A 16,892-nucleotide genomic window follows, 5' to 3' on the forward strand; every position below is an offset into this window, starting at 1 on the left:
AGAGGGGCAGCCCTCTCTTTCCAGTTTATTCTTCACCGATGACGTCTTCTGGTCGCCAACCCTCCTGCAGTTCGGTGATCGACAGGCCGAATGTCATTTCGAGGTGTGGATAGTCCTTGAAGTTCCGCCAGTCACCACCCCATACGAAGCCGATTGCTTTCCCGAGATCAGCGACTTCGAACCAATCGGACATGCCGTTCCCGTTATCGTCGCGTTCTAGGTCCCAAACGACCGAGCCGTCTTCCAGCTTCAGGGCGAAGTCAATCGCGAGACCGAAGTTATGATAGGATTCGCCGCTCCGCACCGTCGTGACGATGTTGCCGGGGGCGCTCCGGCCTTGCGCGTACAAGCGGTCTTGCTCTTCGGCTGAGCGGAAACCGTCTGTGATGAGGATGGAAATCCCGAGATCCGCTGCATCCGCCACCAGTTGATCTCGTTTGTCCGCGACGAATGGGTGCAGGCGGTCAGGCATCGGGCGCTGCCGCAGGTCTTCACGGAAGGCCATCTCTTCTTGAACGAAGGAGATTGCGTAACCGAGCCCGACAAGCAGCAGTATAATGATGAAAATAGATGTGAGTCGTTTCAAGCGTTTCCCTCCATTATCCAAAGTTTAACAGAAAGCATAATCCGAGTAGAAGCGAGAAGGGTTTGTTAAGATAAAAGAAAAGTATTGTTTGGAGGGGAATGGAATGGTCTTGGAATTGATGAAGTCCCACGCTTCGGTGCGTGATTATGAGGAAACGCAATTAACGAAAGAGCAAGTGCATGAATTGGTGGAGGCGGCCCAGCACGCGGCGTCTTCCCACTTTGTCCAGTCATATTCGATCGTCTGGGTGACGGATCAGGAAAAAAGGAAGCAGCTCGGCGAACTGTCGAACAACGCGAAGCAGATGGAAGGGGCGGGAGCGGTCTTCTTGATGTGTGCCGATTATAACCGCCTTAAGCACGCAAGCGCCATGCACGGAGAAGAAATTGTCTTCGATCAGACGGAAAACTTGATCGTCGCTGTCACGGATGTCGGCTTGCTGGCCCAGAATTTGGTGCTCGCGGCTGAATCGAAAGGGTACGGCATCTGCTATATCGGAGGTGTCCGCAACAACATGGAAGCCATCAGCGAATTGGTCGGCTTGCCGGAAGGTGTCTTCCCGGTGTACGGTCTGACCGTAGGTGTGCCGAATGAAGAGAACGAAGTGAAGCCGCGCTTGCCGGTGGAAGCAGTTCTCCACGAAAACGCATACGACGAAGCGAAGCATCCGCAACTATTGCCGGCGTATGATCAGGCCATCCAGGAATATTATGAAAAGCGTTCATCCAACCGCAAATCCGCGACATGGACGCAGCAAATGGCGGACTTCCTGAAAGTTCCGCGACGCCAAAACTTGAAAGCATTTCTCGCGAAGCAAGGCTATCATCTGAAATGAACCGAAAAAATCCCGTTCGTGCACTGAAACATGCGCGAACGGGATTTTTTATCGAAGTTTTTCCATTTTCATCAAACTCGTCATCCAATCGACGGAATCCATGCCGCTCTCTTCGCGTACTTCTTCAAGCGTTCTGTGTGCGAGGGAAGTGCCGCCATGTAAAACGACCAACTCATCGAGCAGTGTCTCGACTTCGCGCAGCTCATGTGTCGATAAGATGAGTGTTTGCCGCTCGAGGTCGATGAAGCGGATCAAGCCTTTGACGAGGTCGGTCCGCACCAGCGGATCCATCCCGGAAAATGGTTCGTCCATCAAGTAATAGCGGGCTTCACGACCGAGCGTCGCTGCCATCTTGACGCGTCCGCGGTTCCCTTTCGAGAGCCTCTTCAATTTGATGGATGGATCGACTTGGAGAAACGCCAGCGCTTCCCGGGCTTTCGCCATTTGGAAATCAGCGAACTGACTTTCATAAAAGGTGAACAGCTCGGCTGCTGTGAAGTACGGATAAAACAGATCGGCATCCGGCAAGTAGGCGATGTCATCGGCGCGTCGCCGGTTTGCTGCTTGCCCGTCGATGAGGATCTGCCCGGCGTCGATCCTGCTGACACCCGCGATGCATTTCAACAGCGTCGACTTCCCGCTGCCGTTTTCACCGGCGATCCCGATGATCTTCCCGTTGTCCAACGTCAGGTTCAGCCCGTCAAGTGCACGGACGTTCCCGTATCGTTTTTTCGCGTGTTTGATTTCGATCACTGCAATTCCCTCCTGACGAGTTCGAGAATTTCCTGCCGTGTAAATCCGTAAGCATCCAAGTCCGCGAAGAACGAACGGACGAGCGAGGCTTTTGTCTCCTCACGCAATTCGTTCAGGCGCTGGAGATCTTCCGTCACGAACGACCCTTGTCCTCTCCGTGTTTCCGTTAAGCCCATCGCTTCCATCTCCTTATATACCCGTTGGACGGTATTGGCATTGACACCGGCTTCAACTGCGAAATCCCTGACAGAAGGCAGTTTGTCCCCAGGCTTCCGGAATCCCCGGATGATATCGCCGGACAACAGGTCGATCAATTGCTGGTAAATCGGTTTGTTCTTATCAAAATCAAGTGTCATCTCAGTCCCTCACTTTCCGATCGAACCAGTAGGATGCGAGGAAATACAAGACTGCGAGCAGAACGAAATGAATGAGCCAATCTCCGACTGCAAGTGTGGAAGCTGAATCGATGGAGAATTCGATCGATCCGGCGCTTTTTTCGACTTGAAGTCCATCACCTTCTGCAATCGTGACCACCCAGAAATCCGAGATGCGGCTGTAGAAGGCGGTTCCCTGGAAACGGGTCCACAAATCGATGGCGATGAAAAACAGACCGAACGTCACGATGTAAGCGAAAGCGCCGATTTTCGGCTTGATCAAATAGAAGACCGTCGCAAAAAAGTAAAAGACGATCACGATGATCAGTGAGAACAAGAAAATGTTGAGCATATACAAGGCACCCGAAGCAAGTACTTCTGGAATGCCTGCTTGTCCCGGTGCGAACAGCAGTGAAACGAGTGCAATCAGTGTGGCGAAAACGAATGAGATGAGTGTGCTGCCGATAGCGACCACCAGCTTGGCACCGTTCAGGAGATGAATCGATGCGCCGGAATGGAAGAAGATGTCCGGCCGTTCCATGTCTTTCGACAGCAGGATAGCGAGCAGAACGAGCGGCATGATGGCGTGCAAGCCCATCATCGCTGCCGAGAACGACAAGATTCCTTCGAACCAGCCGATCTGTAAAACAGCAGAAGCACCGACAGGGATGAGGAGATTCAGAAGCAGCGCCAAGAAAACATAGCCCTTTACGATTGTCCAATCTTTCTTTAAAAGTCCTTTGAATTGTTTCATGACAGCCTCCTTGTCTTACTGTATTAGTTAAATATTACACTTAGAAAAATAGACTGTCAAGTGGATTTTTCCTCCAGTTTTCCGTAGAATGAAAGTAGGGAATAGTTTAAATATTGGATAATGGAGGGGAAGAGATGAAGCAACTACAAGTGAAAGAGCAAATCATGTTGGCTTATTACGCACAGTATTTCAAAGGGGCTACGTATGAGGACATCCGTGAATTGGACCGAAAATTGGAGAAAATCGTCGGGGAAGAAGACTACAAGGACAAGATGGCGGAGCTCAAAATGAAAGGCTTGATCTGCGGGATGGATACGCTTGAAGAGGAGCAGAAAGAAGGCCGCGATACGCCGATGGCTACAAGTAAAGGCATGGTCTACGTCAACAACGTCTTGAACCTTCAATCCGAAACGGTGGAAGATCACCAACTCGAGTATTTAAAACGCGGGCTAGAGACGAGTCACCTTGAATTCACGATCGAACCGATCAAGAAATACATCGAAGAAGCTGTGAAAGCCGCAGCGGAGAAAAAAGCGGAATAAATCCATTTGAGTGAACGAGCTGCCGCTGAAGGTCATCATCCATGACTTTCAGCGGCAGCTTTTCTGGTTGGTTACAAAGTAGCGGACAGAGGCAGTCTGGCCGTTACTTCTGCGACGAAGCAGCGAAGCGATGCAGGAGCAAAGAGCACTTGGTTACTTCTGCGACGAAGCAGCGAAGCGATGCAGGAGCAAAGAGCACTTGGTTGCGGTATTTCGGATTTGGTTGCAGAATGTGGTCGCTTTGTTGCAGAATAATTGATTTGGTTGCAGTATCGACCGCTTTCGTTGCAGAATCCACTTTTTAAGCGTCACCACAAGCGGAAAAGCCGTCTTCAGTTGTGAAAACGGTCATTTTTGTAAAATAAGGCTTTATGATTTTTGATTAGTATAAATCTTATGATAATATAGAAGTATATTGAAAACGTTTACACAAGGGGTGGACACAGAATGGCGATTTTGCACAAAACAATCGGTCAGATCGTGAAGGAGCAGACAGCGCTTCATCCGGACACGGAGGCGTATGTATATCCTGAAAGGGGTATCAGGAAAACATACCGCGAATTCGACGAGGAGACGGATCTTTTAGCGAAAGCCTTCATGGGGATAGGCATCGCAAGAGGAGAGAACGTCGCGATCTGGTCTGACAATAAGCGGGAGTGGCTGCTCAGCCAGTTTGCGACGGGCAAAATGGGTGGCGTACTGGTCACCGTCAACACGAGCTACCAGTCGAGCGAGCTGGAATACTTACTAAAGCAATCGGAAGCGACGACTTTGCTTCTCGGCGAAGAATTCAAAGGCAACAATTATATCGAAATTTTAAATGCAGTATGTCCTGAGCTTGGGACGAGTGAAAAAGGCAATGTCCAAAGCGCCAAGCTTCCGCATTTGAAGCGCGTGATTGTAATGGGGGAAAACAATTATGCAGGTATTTACACATGGAGTGAATTCGAGGCGTTCGCGAGGGAAGTTTCCGACCGAGCATTCGAGGAGCGATTCAAGTCGATGGACCCGGACGATGTCATCAATATGCAGTATACGTCCGGGACGACCGGCTTCCCGAAAGGAGTCATGCTGACGCACAACAACGTCGTCAACAACGGGAAGATCATCGGTGATACGATGAAGCTGACGGAAAAGGATCGCATGTGCATCCCGGTGCCGTTTTTCCATTGTTTTGGCTGCGTGCTTGGAACGATGGCGGCGGTTACACATTCCACGACCATGGTGATCGCCGAACAATTCGAGCCGAAGACCGTACTGCAAATGGTGCAGGATGAGAAATGCACAGTGCTCCACGGCGTGCCGACGATGTTCATCGCTGAACTCAATCATCCGGAATTCAAGAGCTTCGACACATCGTCACTACGCACCGGCATCATGGCCGGCTCACCGTGTCCGATCGAAGTGATGAAAAAAGTGATCGATGAAATGGGGGCGACTGAAATCACCATCTGTTATGGACAGACGGAATCTTCGCCGGTCATCACGCAGACGCGCCCGGACGATGCCATCGAGAAGCGGGTCTCCACGGTCGGCCGTCCGCATGCACAAGTAGAAGTGAAGATCATCGATCCGGCAACGAATGAAACTGTCGCGCCAGGTGTGAACGGAGAGTTATGCACGCGCGGCTACCATATCATGAAGGGGTACTATAATAACGAAGAAGCTACGAAGCAAGCGATCGACGAAGACGGCTGGCTTCACACAGGCGATTTGGCCGTGGAAGACGACGAAGGTTATATCGCAATCACCGGCCGTATGAAAGACATGGTCATCCGAGGCGGGGAAAATATTTATCCGCGCGAAATCGAGGAATTCCTCTACATGCACCCGGCAATCCAGGATGTCCAAGTGGTCGGTGTTCCCGATCCGAAGTTCGGTGAGGAACTGATGGCGTGGATCATCTTGAAAGACGGCGCGCAACTCACCGCAGAAGAACTGCGCACATATTGCCAAGGGAAAATCTCGCGTCACAAAATCCCACGTTACTTCGAGTTCGTCTCAGAATATCCGATGACCGCCTCCGGGAAAATCCAGAAATTCAAGCTGCGTGAGCAATCTGCAGAGCTTGTTCAGCAAATATAAAAGAAAAGCCGTTCCGGAAAAGGGGTTTCCGGAACGGCTTTTTTGAGTGCTTGCGGTTATGGACTGTGGATGCCCGGTTATCCGTCCCGGATGCCCGGTTAAAGCCGAATAAATCCGTCGAATCTTAATTATTTTCAGGGAGCATGGAAAATCCACTGAATCACAGTTAGTTGCCGGAGAACACCGGTTATCGCCCGGACAATACCGGCTAACTCCTGCTAAACGCCGGTTATTCAACCGCGAACACCAGTTATCCAATATCCCTGTCAACATCCCGTAACAATTGCCGGGAAAACCTCGATTCTTCGATGGTCTCAAGGCGGAATCCGGACGCAGTTGTTTTATACTAGAAGAAAGGGAAATGAAGGAGAGGCTGTCGATGAAAGAGCTCAGAGCGCTGGCGATGGAACAGAGGAACATGATGGCATTGCTGACCGGTGCCGTTTTGATCAAAGGGCTTGCGATGGTGTTGCAGGCGCTGTTTCTCGTGCTCGTGGTCGATGGGATTTTCATGAAAGGGGACAGTTTCTCGGGCATCGTGCTGTACTTGTGGGGACTCGCGGGGGCTGTTCTATTGCGTTCAGTGAGTGGCTACGTAATCGGGCGGATCGGTGTGTCCTTGTCGACACGTATCCAAACGAACATGCGTGAACGGTTGATCCGCTCTTTTGCGAACGACCCGCTGCAAGCCTCGATGGAAGAGCAGTCGGGACGCAAAGTCGGCTTGCTACTTGATTCGGTGGATGAAGTGGACGGTTTTTTCCGCCAATTCATCCCGCAAATGGTGCAGACGGCGGTCATCCCGTCCATTTTGCTCATTGTCATTTTGACACAGCATTGGGCGACTGTGCTGATCATTTTGATCACAGCACCGTTCATTCCGGTGTTCATGGCACTTGTCGGCATGCGGACAAAGGAAAAGGCGGATGCGCAGATGGAGCAGCTGTCACGCTTTTCAGGGACGTTCCTTGATGTGCTGCAAGGGCTGCCGACGCTGCGCCTGTTCGGACAAAGCGCAAAGCAAAAAGAGCAGATCCGGAGCAGCAGCCTCGGCTTCCGTGATTCAACGATGGATGTTTTGAAGTCAGCGTTCTTCTCATCACTTGCGCTGGAATACATCTCGATGCTTGCGATGGGAATCATCGCGCTGGAAATCGGGATCGGTCTTGTCGTCTTTGACAACGTCACGTTCTTCACGGCGTTCTTCGTCATGGTGCTCGTGCCGGATTTCTTCAACTCGTTGAAAGATTACGGCAGTGCCTTCCATACAGCACGCGGCAGCTTGTCCGCGGCGGAACGGCTGACGGCAACGTTGGAGAGAGACCCTACACCTGTCGCTTGGGGAGAACGGGAAATGACGGCCGGACCGAAAACAATGACGCTCGAACAACTGAGCTTCTCCTATGGCACTGATTTTGCAGTGAAAGATTTCACGGCCACAATCGAGCCGGGGAGCCAAGTGGCGATTGTCGGGAAAAGTGGTTCCGGAAAAACGACGCTCATGCATTTGATTGCGGGGCTGTTGCCAACGGAGAGCGGGCGGATCGGAATCGGCGGAGAAGACCGCAGGACGTTGAGTGAAGCATCTTGGTTCCGTGAACTCGCCTACATTTCACAAAACCCGTATTTGTTTGCCGGTTCGATCCGAGACAACATGCTGCTCGGGATGGACCGCCGCGTAGAGGAATCTGAATTGCTTGCGGCCGCCCAACAAGCGGGTTTGCTGGAGCTGGCAGATTCGCTCGACGAAGGGTTCGACACGCCTGTCGGAGAAGCGGGAAGGGGATTATCGGGCGGGGAAAAACAGCGCGTGGCACTAGCGCGTGCGTTCCTGAAGAAACCGACTTTGATTTTATTTGACGAACCAACGACTGGACTTGATTTACGGACGGAAAAACTGCTGCAAGAAGCGATGCAAAAGCTTGGTGGACAAGCGACAGTCATTACAGTGGCGCACCGGCTGCATACGATCCGGGCAGCAGATCTGATTCTTTTCCTAGACGACGGCAAACTAGCTGCATCAGGTACACACGAACACTTGATGGAAACATTCGAACCGTATCGTGACATGGTCCGCCTTCAACAAGGAGGGATTGCTGGATGAGGGAATTGAGAGAAGTGCTGTTCTTCGTCTTAAAGGAAAAACGCGATGTCCTGCTGTCGATTTTCTTCGGTTTTTTGGCAGGGCTTGCGAGTGTGGCGCTACTTGCGTCGAGTGGGTATCTCATTTCGCGCGCAGCATTGACGTCCAACTTGACGATTTTGATTATCCTTGGAGCTTGTCTGAAGCTGTTCAGCCTCACTTCGGCACTTAGCCGATACGGCGAGCGGCTGTTTTCACACCGTGCGACATTTTCGATGTTGAGTTCGTTGCGGCTGTCGTTTTTCGACAAGATCGTCCCGCAAGCGCCGGGCATTTACCGGAAATATCGGAGCGGAGATCTGCTCGCACGGATCATCGGGGATGTCGAGAGCCTCCAAAACTTTCTACTGCGTGTATTTTATCCGCCTGTGGTATTGGCGGCTGTATTTTTGGCGACGATTTTCTTTACGAGTTTTTATTCTGCACAGCTTGCTTGGATCCTGGTCGCTGGCATGGTGCTCGTCATTTTCTTGATTCCTGTATTGTTCGCTTGGCGCATGCACCGGATCGATATCGATGTACGGATTGCGCGCAGTTCGCTTTCGACGGACGCAACGGAATTTCTGTACGGCTTCCGTGAATTGAAGATCCACCGCGAAATGGATCGCCGGCAGGAGCAGCTTCGCACGCTTGCGCTTGATTACGGAGAGCGGCAGCGGAAGGCAGGACTCGAGCGGAACTTCAACCAATCAATCAGCGGACTGGCTGGTTTGCTTGTCTGTCTAGCGGTGCTCGCAGTCGGCGCAGCGCTTGCTGATGCGGGAGAGCTGGATGCGATTTTCCTTGCGATGCTTGCGATGATCGCGATCGGCTTGTTCGAAAATGCACCGCAGCTCGCGGCGCTTCCATCATTTCTTGAAGAGAGCAGACAAGCGGCTGTCCGACTCGACTCGGTGACGGGTGGGGGCGAACGGACTGGTCACTTGGAAGCCGCTCCACTAGCAAAAGAAGTAGTGTTCGAAGACGTTTCATTCCGCTATCCGCAAGAAGCGCGGGACGCATTGAAGAATATTTCCCTCACGATTCCGGCTGGCGGGAAGACAGCGATTGTCGGGCCGAGCGGGTCTGGGAAGTCTACGGTCATGGCACTGCTCTTGAAAGTGCTCGAGCCGTCCTCAGGGAAAATCTTGCTCGACGGCCAAGCACTTGCTGACACGGAAGAGGAGAGCTGGTGGAATCAAGTGGCGCCTGTATTACAGGAGAATCACTTCTTCTACGGCACGCTACGGAGCAACTTGTTGATCGCGCGCGAAGACTCGACGGAAGAAGAACTGCACTTTGCGCTCGCACAAGTCGAACTGAGCCACTTCCCGCTTTCGAAAAACATCACGGAAAAAGGCGGGAATTTATCAGGCGGCGAAAAGCAGCGTCTTGCCATTGCACGGGCGATTCTGAAGAACCGCGGCATCTGGCTGCTGGATGAGCCGGTATCATCGGTCGACAGTGTCACGGCGCATCAGATTTACCGGAGCTTGTTCACGGCAAACCATGACGATACGTTCGTTATCATCAGCCACGACTTGTCGAAGCTGGAGGAGATGGACCAGATCATCGTCATGGACGGCGGCACGGTCGTCGAAGCTGGAACATTCGCTGCATTGATGGCCGAGCAAGGCTATTTCTACAAGCTGAAGCAAATCGAAAAAACGGTGTTCACCGTTTGATAGACAAAAGGAGCTGCCTTGGAGGTCATGAAGATGACTTCCAAGGCAGCTCCTTCTTTCATTTGATGAGGAATTGGTGGTCTTTCTTCGGTTCCTCCAGCCGCATCTGCTCGAGTTCGAGCCGCAGCTTCTCTGTCTCGATGAGGAAGTTCTCCTGCTTCACTTTCTCCAGTTCCAATTGGTCGGCAAGCATCGACTGCTTCAGCCTTGTCTGTTTGCGTGAATGGGTGGTGATAATCGCGGTCAGGGGGATGGAAAATATCATTACAACGGCAACCAGGTCGACCATCTTGAAAGCCTCCATTTCTGAAATATCTGATTATTAATCTATTATACACACTTTTTCGCGATAAAAAAGACATGACAAATGTCATGTCATATTCATGCGTTTATGCCTTCTGCAAACGGGTCGAATAATTTAAAGTAATGGTATCAGCTACTAACGGCATCTAAAAATTGTTCGAGGAGGAATTCTAAATGAGCAAAGAGAAAACAGCTCAACTGCGAAAGTCCATCAAACCATTCGAGAAATCCGATATGAAAGCAAGTACGAAACAACTTTTGAATACATTCCCGCCTTACTTCATCCTTTTGGTCCTGGCCTACTTGGCAATGGACGTCTCGATTTGGCTAACGGTCGGTCTTTCGATCCTGGCAGCAGGATTCGTCGTCCGGATCTTCATTATCTTCCATGACTGCACACACGGTTCGTTCTTCAAGAGCAAGAAAGCGAATGCGGTACTCGGCACGATTACCGGTACGTTGACGTTGTTCGCTTATGAGAAATGGAAACGCGAGCATTCGATCCACCACGCATCAAGTGGGAACCTTGACAAACGCGGCATCGGCGACATCTGGGTGATGACAGTCGAAGAGTATGTGGAAGCTTCTAAATGGGAGCGCATGAAATACCGTCTTTACCGTAACCCGCTTGTCATGTTCGGTCTTGGCCCATTGTTCCTTGTCCTCGTCTCAAGCCGATTCAACCGGAAAGACGCACGGAAGAAAGAACGGAACAACACGTACTTGATCAACGCATTGCTCGTTGTCATCTACACAGGACTGATCTTGTTGATCGGCTGGCAGGCATTCGTATTGATCCAAGGCGTGACGATGTTCACTGCCGGCGCGCTTGGCATCTGGTTGTTCTACATCCAGCACACATTCGAAGATTCGTATTTCGAAGATGAGTCGGAGTGGGATTATGTGAAAGCGGCTGTGGAAGGAAGTTCTTACTACCAATTGCCGAAACTTCTGCAATGGGTGACAGGCAACATCGGCTTCCACCATGTGCACCACTTGAGCCCGCGCGTTCCGAACTACCACTTGGAGCAAGCGCACGAATCGACGCCGCCTTTGCAAAAAGCGACGACGATCACATTGATGACGAGCTTGAAGTCTTTGCGCTATAAAGTGTACGATGCAAAAAACAAGACGTTCGTAACGTTCAGGGACATCCGTCATCTTCTGAGCGACAGAAAAACAGTAACAGAATAAAAACGGAAAACCGCTCTTTTGAAGAGTGGTTTTTTTGTTATGATAGAGGCAGGAGAGGAGTGTCCTATGTCTAAGTGGTATCAAATATTCCCGAAAAACCCGTGGCTTAGCCTGTATGCGTGGGTGGCGTTCTGCGTCTTGCCCTTCTTTTTCATCTTCAGGTCTTCGTCCCTTCTAGAAATCATCAGCGGCATCATCTTGCTTGCGCTGTTCTTCGTTTCTTACCGACTGTCCTTCAATTCCCGTACGGGGCTTGTGTATATGTGGGTAGCCATCGAAATGATCATCAATATTTTCATGACGTATGTGTTCGGATATGTATACCTTTCGATTTTTTTAGCATTCTTTATCGGTAACATCCGTCACAAAGTTGGATTCTTCATCGTTTACGGCATCCATATCGGGACGACGATCCTCACGGTGACGTATGGGCTCATCGTCCACAGCGAGCTCTACATGCAGCAACTGCCTTTCATTGCACTCAGCATTCTCGGAGTCATCCTGCTGCCGTTCAACACGTACAACCGGCATAAGCGTGAGAAGCTGGAGTGGCAGCTGGAAGACGCCAATAAGCGGATCGCGCATTTGAAGGTCATCGAGGAGCGGGAGCGGATCGCACGCGACTTGCACGACACACTCGGGCAGAAGCTGTCATTGATCGGCTTGAAGAGTGACTTGGCGGGACGTCTAGTGGAACAGGATCCAAGGAAAGCCCATAAGGAAATCCAGGATATTCAACAAACAGCCCGCATCGCTTTGAAGGAAGTGCGGGAGCTCGTGTCGAATATGAGAGGGAATAAACTATCGGAAGAAATCGTGCGGGTCCAACAAATCCTGAAGGCAGCGGGCATCGACTTCGTATTGTACGGAGAGACGACGCTCGAAGAATTTCCGCTGCTTGTGGAAAACGTCCTGAGCATGTGTTTGAAAGAGGCAGTGACTAACGTCGTGAAGCACAGCGAAGCGACGCGCTGTACGGTCTTGATCAAGAAGAGCGCCAAGGAAGTCCTGCTGCAAGTGCAGGATGACGGCATCGGCTTCAAGCGGGACCAACAAAATAGCGTGCTGGAAAGTCACGGACTCACGGGCATGCGTGAGCGGCTGGAGTTCGTTAACGGCCGCCTCGACATTGAGGAGCGGGAAGAGACGACGGTCAACATTCGCGTGCCGAATGTCATTTTGAATGAAAACAGAGGTGAAGCAGAGTGATCCGAATTGTATTGGCAGAAGACCAGCGCATGATGCTGGGGGCACTCGGTTCATTGCTGGAGCTGGAAGAGGATCTCGAAGTGGTCGGTCTTGCTTCGAACGGAGCTGAAGCGATCGAGTTGGTCCGCCAGCATCAGCCGGATATTTGTATCATGGATATCGAGATGCCGGTGAAGAGCGGTTTGGATGCAGCGGAGGAGCTGAAGGACGAGTCGTGCAAGATTATCATTTTGACGACTTTCGCGCGAACTGGCTATTTTGAGCGTGCCCGAAGCGCAGGGGTCAGCGGTTATTTATTGAAAGATAGTCCGAGTGAGGAGCTGGCGGCATCGATCCGGATCATCATGGATGGCCGTCGGATTTATGCGCCTGAACTGATTGATCTCGCCTACGAAGAGCCGAACCCGCTCACCGACCGCGAACGGCAAGTGCTGTCACTAATGGCGGAAGGGCTGAGCACAAAAGAAATTGCAAAAGAATTATTCCTCACATCAGGCACGGTCCGGAATTACATTTCCGTGATTTTGGATAAGTTGGATGTGAAGAACCGCATCGAAGCCATTTCCTTTACCCGCAAAAAAGGTTGGATCAAGTAGTCCGGTTACGCGGCGTCCAAATTAAAAAATCGTCCGAATCCTGCTTCAGCACCATTCGCTGTTTTTGTCAGGATCGGGCGATTTTTTCGTTTCCAACCGGAAAGAGTGGTCGGTTGCTTACGTGCCATTCATTCGTACAATGTTTCTTCCAGTTCATCGTCTTGCGTGTAAATGTGCAATTCCCCGTTATGTTTATTGACGTACCGCTTCGCTTCACCCATAAGTTCCTTTTTCGTTTCTTCGATCAGCAGTGCTTTCTTGCTGCCTTTCTTCTTTAATTGCCAGCCATCATCATGAACTCGGATTTCGTAGATCGGCTGGTCTTCCTCCCCGTGCACAGCGCTTCTCGAACGGTCGAGCGCAATCGGAATGGCCCGCCCTTCATCGTATCCGTCCCGTATCAAGGCATTCGCAATCTCAATCGCTTTCTTCCGGACATCCGTATCAAGATTTTTAAAGGAATCCGGATAGTCATTTTGATTCCATGGCATATAAATCGCCTCCTTGCCTGTTCTTTCCCGCTCCCTTTCGAAATGAAACAAAGTAACCCCTAGTAATGAACTCTCAGAATGTTAGAATGACAAAAGGGAGGAGATAACATGTCTGATTTGACTTATCAAAGCATAGCACTGGCTATCTACTTCATCGCTATGTTGGGAATCGGTTGGTACGCTTATCGTAAAACGGCGAACCTTTCCGATTATATGCTCGGAGGGCGCGGGCTAGGTCCATCCGTTGCTGCATTGAGTGCAGGAGCTTCGGATATGTCCGGCTGGCTCTTGATGGGGCTGCCTGGAGCTATTTATGTAAGTGGGCTTGGGGAAGCCTGGCTCGCAATAGGCTTGACGATCGGCGCGTACCTGAACTGGTATTTCATTGCGCCACGGCTGCGGATCTATTCGTTCGTCACGAAAGATTCCATTACCATCCCGAGTTTTCTGGAGAATCGCTTAAGAGATAGTTCCCGTCTTTTACGAATTGTGTCCGGTATCATTATTCTTATTTTCTTTACATTTTACGTATCATCCGGAATGGTGGCAGGGGGCGTCTTTTTCGAAAGCTCGTTCAATCTCAGCTATGAGCTGGGTCTGGTCATAGTGGCGGTCGTCGTCATCGCTTATACACTGATCGGTGGTTTTTTGGCAGTCAGCTACACGGATCTCGTACAGGGCATCATGATGTTGCTCGCGTTACTGGCGATTCCGATTGCAGGGATTTTCGTGACAGGTGGATTAGATGGGACAGTCGATTCGATTCAATCCATCGATCCGGCGCTGCTATCATTTACAGCAGGCACGACAGGTCTTGGCATCATTTCGGCTCTTGCTTGGGGACTCGGTTATGCGGGACAGCCGCACATCGTCGTCCGTTTCATGGCGATCAAATCGCTTAAGGAAGTCGCATCGGCTCGTCGTATCGGGATTGGCTGGATGATTTTAAGCCTTCTCGGAGCAGGTGCTACCGCATTGATCGGGATTGCTTACTTCCAACAAAATCCCGGCATGGAATTGACTGACCCTGAAGCAATCTTCATCGTGCTTGGTCAAATTCTCTTCCACCCGTTTATTGCGGGCATCGTTCTGGCTGCAGTTCTTGCAGCGATCATGAGTACTGTATCTTCACAGTTGCTCGTTAGTTCTTCGGCGCTGGTTGAAGACTTGTTCAAAATCATCGTCAAAAAAGAAGTTTCAGACAAAGTGATTGTCAACCTGGGCCGCCTTGGCGTATTGCTCGTCGCAATCTTTGCAGGCATTGTCGCCTGGGACCGCAATGATACGATCCTCGATCTTGTATCTTACGCATGGGCAGGCTTCGGCGCTTCATTCGGCCCGGTCATCATTCTTGCGCTATTCTGGCGTAGGTTGACATCTTGGGGTGCTTTGAGTGGAATGGTTGTCGGCGCAGTCACGGTCATCGTCTGGAAATTGCTCGGTACAACGCCTGAGAATGTGGAACCGACAGCAGTTAATGAATTTTTCAGCAGTATTTACGAAATCATTCCAGGCTTTGCTTTGTCACTGTTCATCACTTGGCTCGTTTCTATGTTCACTTACCGGTCGAACCCGGAAATTGAAAAAGAATATGATGAAACAGTCCGTCTAATCAAAGAAGCGAAATAATGAACATCGAAAAAAGCTGCTACGAAGCCAATTACATGGCTTCGTAGCAGCTTTTTCGTTAATAGGGTTATGGTTTACGCTTATCTTTCCGTGCTTCTCGTTCGAGCCGCTGGAATTGCCGCAGGTCGGACTTTTTGATTGGCGGTGTTTCGCTACGGATGATTTTCATGAATGACCAAACCATCATCAATAGCAGCACCGTAAATGGAAGTGCAGAAATGAGCGAAGCGGTCTGAAGTGCTTCGAGTCCGCCGGCATAGAGCAGGACAGCTGCGATGGCGGCCATCAGGAAGCCCCAGACGAGTTTTGCGAATGAACTTGGGTTCAAACTACCGTAACTCGTCATACTAGCCAGAATATAAGTAGCAGAGTCAGCGGATGTAACAAGGAATGTGAAAATCAGTAAAATTGCCAGCACCGACATAATTGTTGTCAGCGGCAGCACTTCGAATGTCTGGAACAAAGCGGAAGTGAGATCCGCGTTGACAGCTTCTGCGATTCCTGTTCCCGAATTCAAGTCATACCAAAGGGCTGTGCCCCCGAAGACAGCGATCCAGACACAAGCAATCGCAGGAGGAATAACGAGTACACCCATGATGAATTCACGAATTGTGCGACCTCTTGAGACACGTGCGACAAATGCGCCGACAAACGGTGACCATGCAATGGCCCATGCCCAGTAGAAGATGGTCCAGCCTTGAACCCAGCTTCCATTTTTATAAGGCTCAAGACGCAAGCTGTACTGAATGAAATTGGTCAAATAATCTCCGACCGCAAGCGTGAAAGTTTCCAAGATGAAGACGGTCGGTCCTGCGAAGAATACGAATACCATCAATACGAGTGCAAGACCTAAGTTCAAATTACTTAAGAAGGCGATTCCTTTATGCAGACCAGTTGAAGATGAAATAGTGTAAGCTAGAAACATCACCAAGATAATCAGCATTTGAATCCCGATTGAATTGCTGACACCGAATACCGCATTCAATCCGCCGTTCATCTGAAGAACGCCAAGCCCGATGGAAGTGGCGATCCCCATGACAGTTGCTACGACAGCGAGTGTATCGATCGAATGCTTGACCAGCGGCTTACTACCTATAGTCGGTTCCAAAGCTGTTGATACGAGACCAGGTTTCTTTTTACGGAATTGCAAAAAGCCGATGACGAGACCGACGATGGCGAAGACGGACCACTGGCTAACGCCCCAGTGAAAGAATGAGTAACCCATCGCGATGCGGGCAGCTTCTTCTGTTTGCGCTGTATCGCCGAATGGTGTAGTGAAGAAATGGCTCATCGGCTCGGCAACACCCCAAAAGACGAGACCTGCTCCGAAACCGGCGGAGAATAGCATGCCGATCCAAGTGAAGAATGGGAATTCCGGCCGGTCTGTGTCCGCGCCTAGCCGGATACTGCCATATTTACTGGCAGCGATGAAAATCAGGAATAGAATAATGATGAAGACGGCGAGTAAATAAAACCACCCGAAGTTGAGTGTAGTAAAGTTGAACAGCAGCCCTGCTGCGCTGCCAAATCCTTCCGGCCAAAAAGCGCCGAGAATAACAAGTGCTGAAATAATTGCAGTAGATATAATGAATACGGGATTTCTCAATGCTTTCTTATCCATAGCTTCCTCCTTCTAAATGCGAATCATGGATATCTATACCCTAACGTATCAAAATCATGCGATAAACAGGAAAAAAGGATGAGTTTATTTGCAAGAGAGTTAGGGATGTTTCA

Annotated in this window: 17 protein-coding genes; 9 read left to right on the forward strand and 8 right to left on the reverse strand. The window is 50.5% G+C overall.

Features of this window, described 5'->3' with window-relative positions; translation table 11 throughout:
- Window positions 1-25: 25 nt before the first annotated feature.
- Window positions 26-586: a M15 family metallopeptidase gene (locus GIW82_RS10585; protein ID WP_154749916.1), complete on the reverse strand. Its 561-nt coding sequence runs from the start codon at window positions 584-586 to the stop codon at window positions 26-28.
- A gap of 103 nt (window positions 587-689) precedes the next feature.
- Between GIW82_RS10585 and nfsA the strand changes: the two genes are divergently transcribed.
- Entirely contained in the window at window positions 690-1,421 is a 732-nt protein-coding gene (nfsA, locus tag GIW82_RS10590) for an oxygen-insensitive NADPH nitroreductase (protein WP_154749917.1), read from the forward strand.
- 48 nt (window positions 1,422-1,469) lie between these two features.
- On the opposite strand, the gene GIW82_RS10595 is transcribed toward nfsA, so the two are convergent.
- The 3 genes from GIW82_RS10595 to GIW82_RS10605 are packed head-to-tail and all read right to left on the reverse strand — an operon-like array spanning window position 1,470 to window position 3,302.
- Complete coding sequence (locus tag GIW82_RS10595) at window positions 1,470-2,174, reverse strand: ATP-binding cassette domain-containing protein (RefSeq protein WP_370456205.1); 705 nt, start codon at window positions 2,172-2,174, stop codon at window positions 1,470-1,472.
- Complete coding sequence (locus GIW82_RS10600; protein WP_154749918.1) at window positions 2,171-2,530, reverse strand: GntR family transcriptional regulator; 360 nt, start codon at window positions 2,528-2,530, stop codon at window positions 2,171-2,173. The genes GIW82_RS10595 and GIW82_RS10600 overlap by 4 nt, the downstream gene beginning before the upstream one ends.
- Before the next feature lies 1 nt (window position 2,531).
- Complete coding sequence (locus GIW82_RS10605) at window positions 2,532-3,302, reverse strand: hypothetical protein (RefSeq protein WP_154749919.1); 771 nt, start codon at window positions 3,300-3,302, stop codon at window positions 2,532-2,534.
- Window positions 3,303-3,436: 134 nt separating this feature from the next.
- Here GIW82_RS10605 and GIW82_RS10610 point away from each other — a divergent pair, with 134 nt between their 5' ends.
- The 4 genes from GIW82_RS10610 to cydC all read left to right on the forward strand — a co-directional run bounded on the left by GIW82_RS10610 (window position 3,437) and on the right by cydC (window position 9,736).
- The gene (locus GIW82_RS10610; RefSeq protein ID WP_154749920.1) at window positions 3,437-3,844 is read left to right on the forward strand and encodes a hypothetical protein; all 408 of its coding nucleotides are present in this window, start codon (window positions 3,437-3,439) and stop codon (window positions 3,842-3,844) included.
- Window positions 3,845-4,291: 447 nt separating this feature from the next.
- Entirely contained in the window at window positions 4,292-5,929 is a 1,638-nt protein-coding gene (locus tag GIW82_RS10615) for an AMP-binding protein (RefSeq protein ID WP_154749921.1), read from the forward strand.
- Between the two features lie 379 nt (window positions 5,930-6,308).
- The gene (cydD, locus tag GIW82_RS10620) at window positions 6,309-8,033 is read left to right on the forward strand and encodes a thiol reductant ABC exporter subunit CydD (protein ID WP_154749922.1); all 1,725 of its coding nucleotides are present in this window, start codon (window positions 6,309-6,311) and stop codon (window positions 8,031-8,033) included.
- On the forward strand, window positions 8,030-9,736 hold the full coding sequence (gene cydC / locus GIW82_RS10625) for a thiol reductant ABC exporter subunit CydC (protein ID WP_154749923.1): 1,707 nt from the start codon (window positions 8,030-8,032) through the stop codon (window positions 9,734-9,736). The genes cydD and cydC overlap by 4 nt, the downstream gene beginning before the upstream one ends.
- A 58-nt stretch (window positions 9,737-9,794) precedes the next feature.
- Here the strand turns inward: cydC and GIW82_RS10630 are convergent, their stop codons facing one another.
- Window positions 9,795-10,025 carry a hypothetical protein gene (locus GIW82_RS10630; RefSeq protein WP_154749924.1) on the reverse strand — a complete coding sequence of 77 codons (231 nt, stop codon included), beginning with the start codon at window positions 10,023-10,025 and terminating at the stop codon, window positions 9,795-9,797.
- A gap of 188 nt (window positions 10,026-10,213) precedes the next feature.
- Here GIW82_RS10630 and desA point away from each other — a divergent pair, with 188 nt between their 5' ends.
- The 3 genes from desA to GIW82_RS10645 all read left to right on the forward strand — a co-directional run bounded on the left by desA (window position 10,214) and on the right by GIW82_RS10645 (window position 13,038).
- The gene (desA, locus tag GIW82_RS10635) at window positions 10,214-11,233 is read left to right on the forward strand and encodes a Delta(5) desaturase DesA (protein ID WP_154749925.1); all 1,020 of its coding nucleotides are present in this window, start codon (window positions 10,214-10,216) and stop codon (window positions 11,231-11,233) included.
- 66 nt (window positions 11,234-11,299) lie between these two features.
- Complete coding sequence (locus GIW82_RS10640; protein ID WP_154749926.1) at window positions 11,300-12,442, forward strand: sensor histidine kinase; 1,143 nt, start codon at window positions 11,300-11,302, stop codon at window positions 12,440-12,442.
- Entirely contained in the window at window positions 12,439-13,038 is a 600-nt protein-coding gene (locus tag GIW82_RS10645) for a response regulator (RefSeq protein ID WP_370456206.1), read from the forward strand. Before GIW82_RS10640 ends, GIW82_RS10645 begins: the two co-directional genes overlap by 4 nt.
- A gap of 5 nt (window positions 13,039-13,043) precedes the next feature.
- On the opposite strand, the gene GIW82_RS14995 is transcribed toward GIW82_RS10645, so the two are convergent.
- Window positions 13,044-13,166, reverse strand: coding sequence for a hypothetical protein (locus GIW82_RS14995; protein ID WP_255475169.1), 123 nt, complete (start codon window positions 13,164-13,166; stop codon window positions 13,044-13,046).
- On the reverse strand, window positions 13,167-13,529 hold the full coding sequence (locus tag GIW82_RS10650; RefSeq protein WP_154749927.1) for a DUF2188 domain-containing protein: 363 nt from the start codon (window positions 13,527-13,529) through the stop codon (window positions 13,167-13,169).
- Between the two features lie 108 nt (window positions 13,530-13,637).
- Here GIW82_RS10650 and putP point away from each other — a divergent pair, with 108 nt between their 5' ends.
- Window positions 13,638-15,158 carry a sodium/proline symporter PutP gene (gene putP, locus GIW82_RS10655; RefSeq protein ID WP_154749928.1) on the forward strand — a complete coding sequence of 507 codons (1,521 nt, stop codon included), beginning with the start codon at window positions 13,638-13,640 and terminating at the stop codon, window positions 15,156-15,158.
- A gap of 67 nt (window positions 15,159-15,225) precedes the next feature.
- On the opposite strand, the gene GIW82_RS10660 is transcribed toward putP, so the two are convergent.
- Window positions 15,226-16,779, reverse strand: coding sequence for a BCCT family transporter (locus tag GIW82_RS10660; protein ID WP_154749929.1), 1,554 nt, complete (start codon window positions 16,777-16,779; stop codon window positions 15,226-15,228).
- Window positions 16,780-16,892 lie beyond the last annotated feature (113 nt).

This window comes from Planomicrobium sp. YIM 101495, assembly GCF_009707665.1.
GTDB lineage: Bacteria > Bacillota > Bacilli > Bacillales_A > Planococcaceae > Planococcus.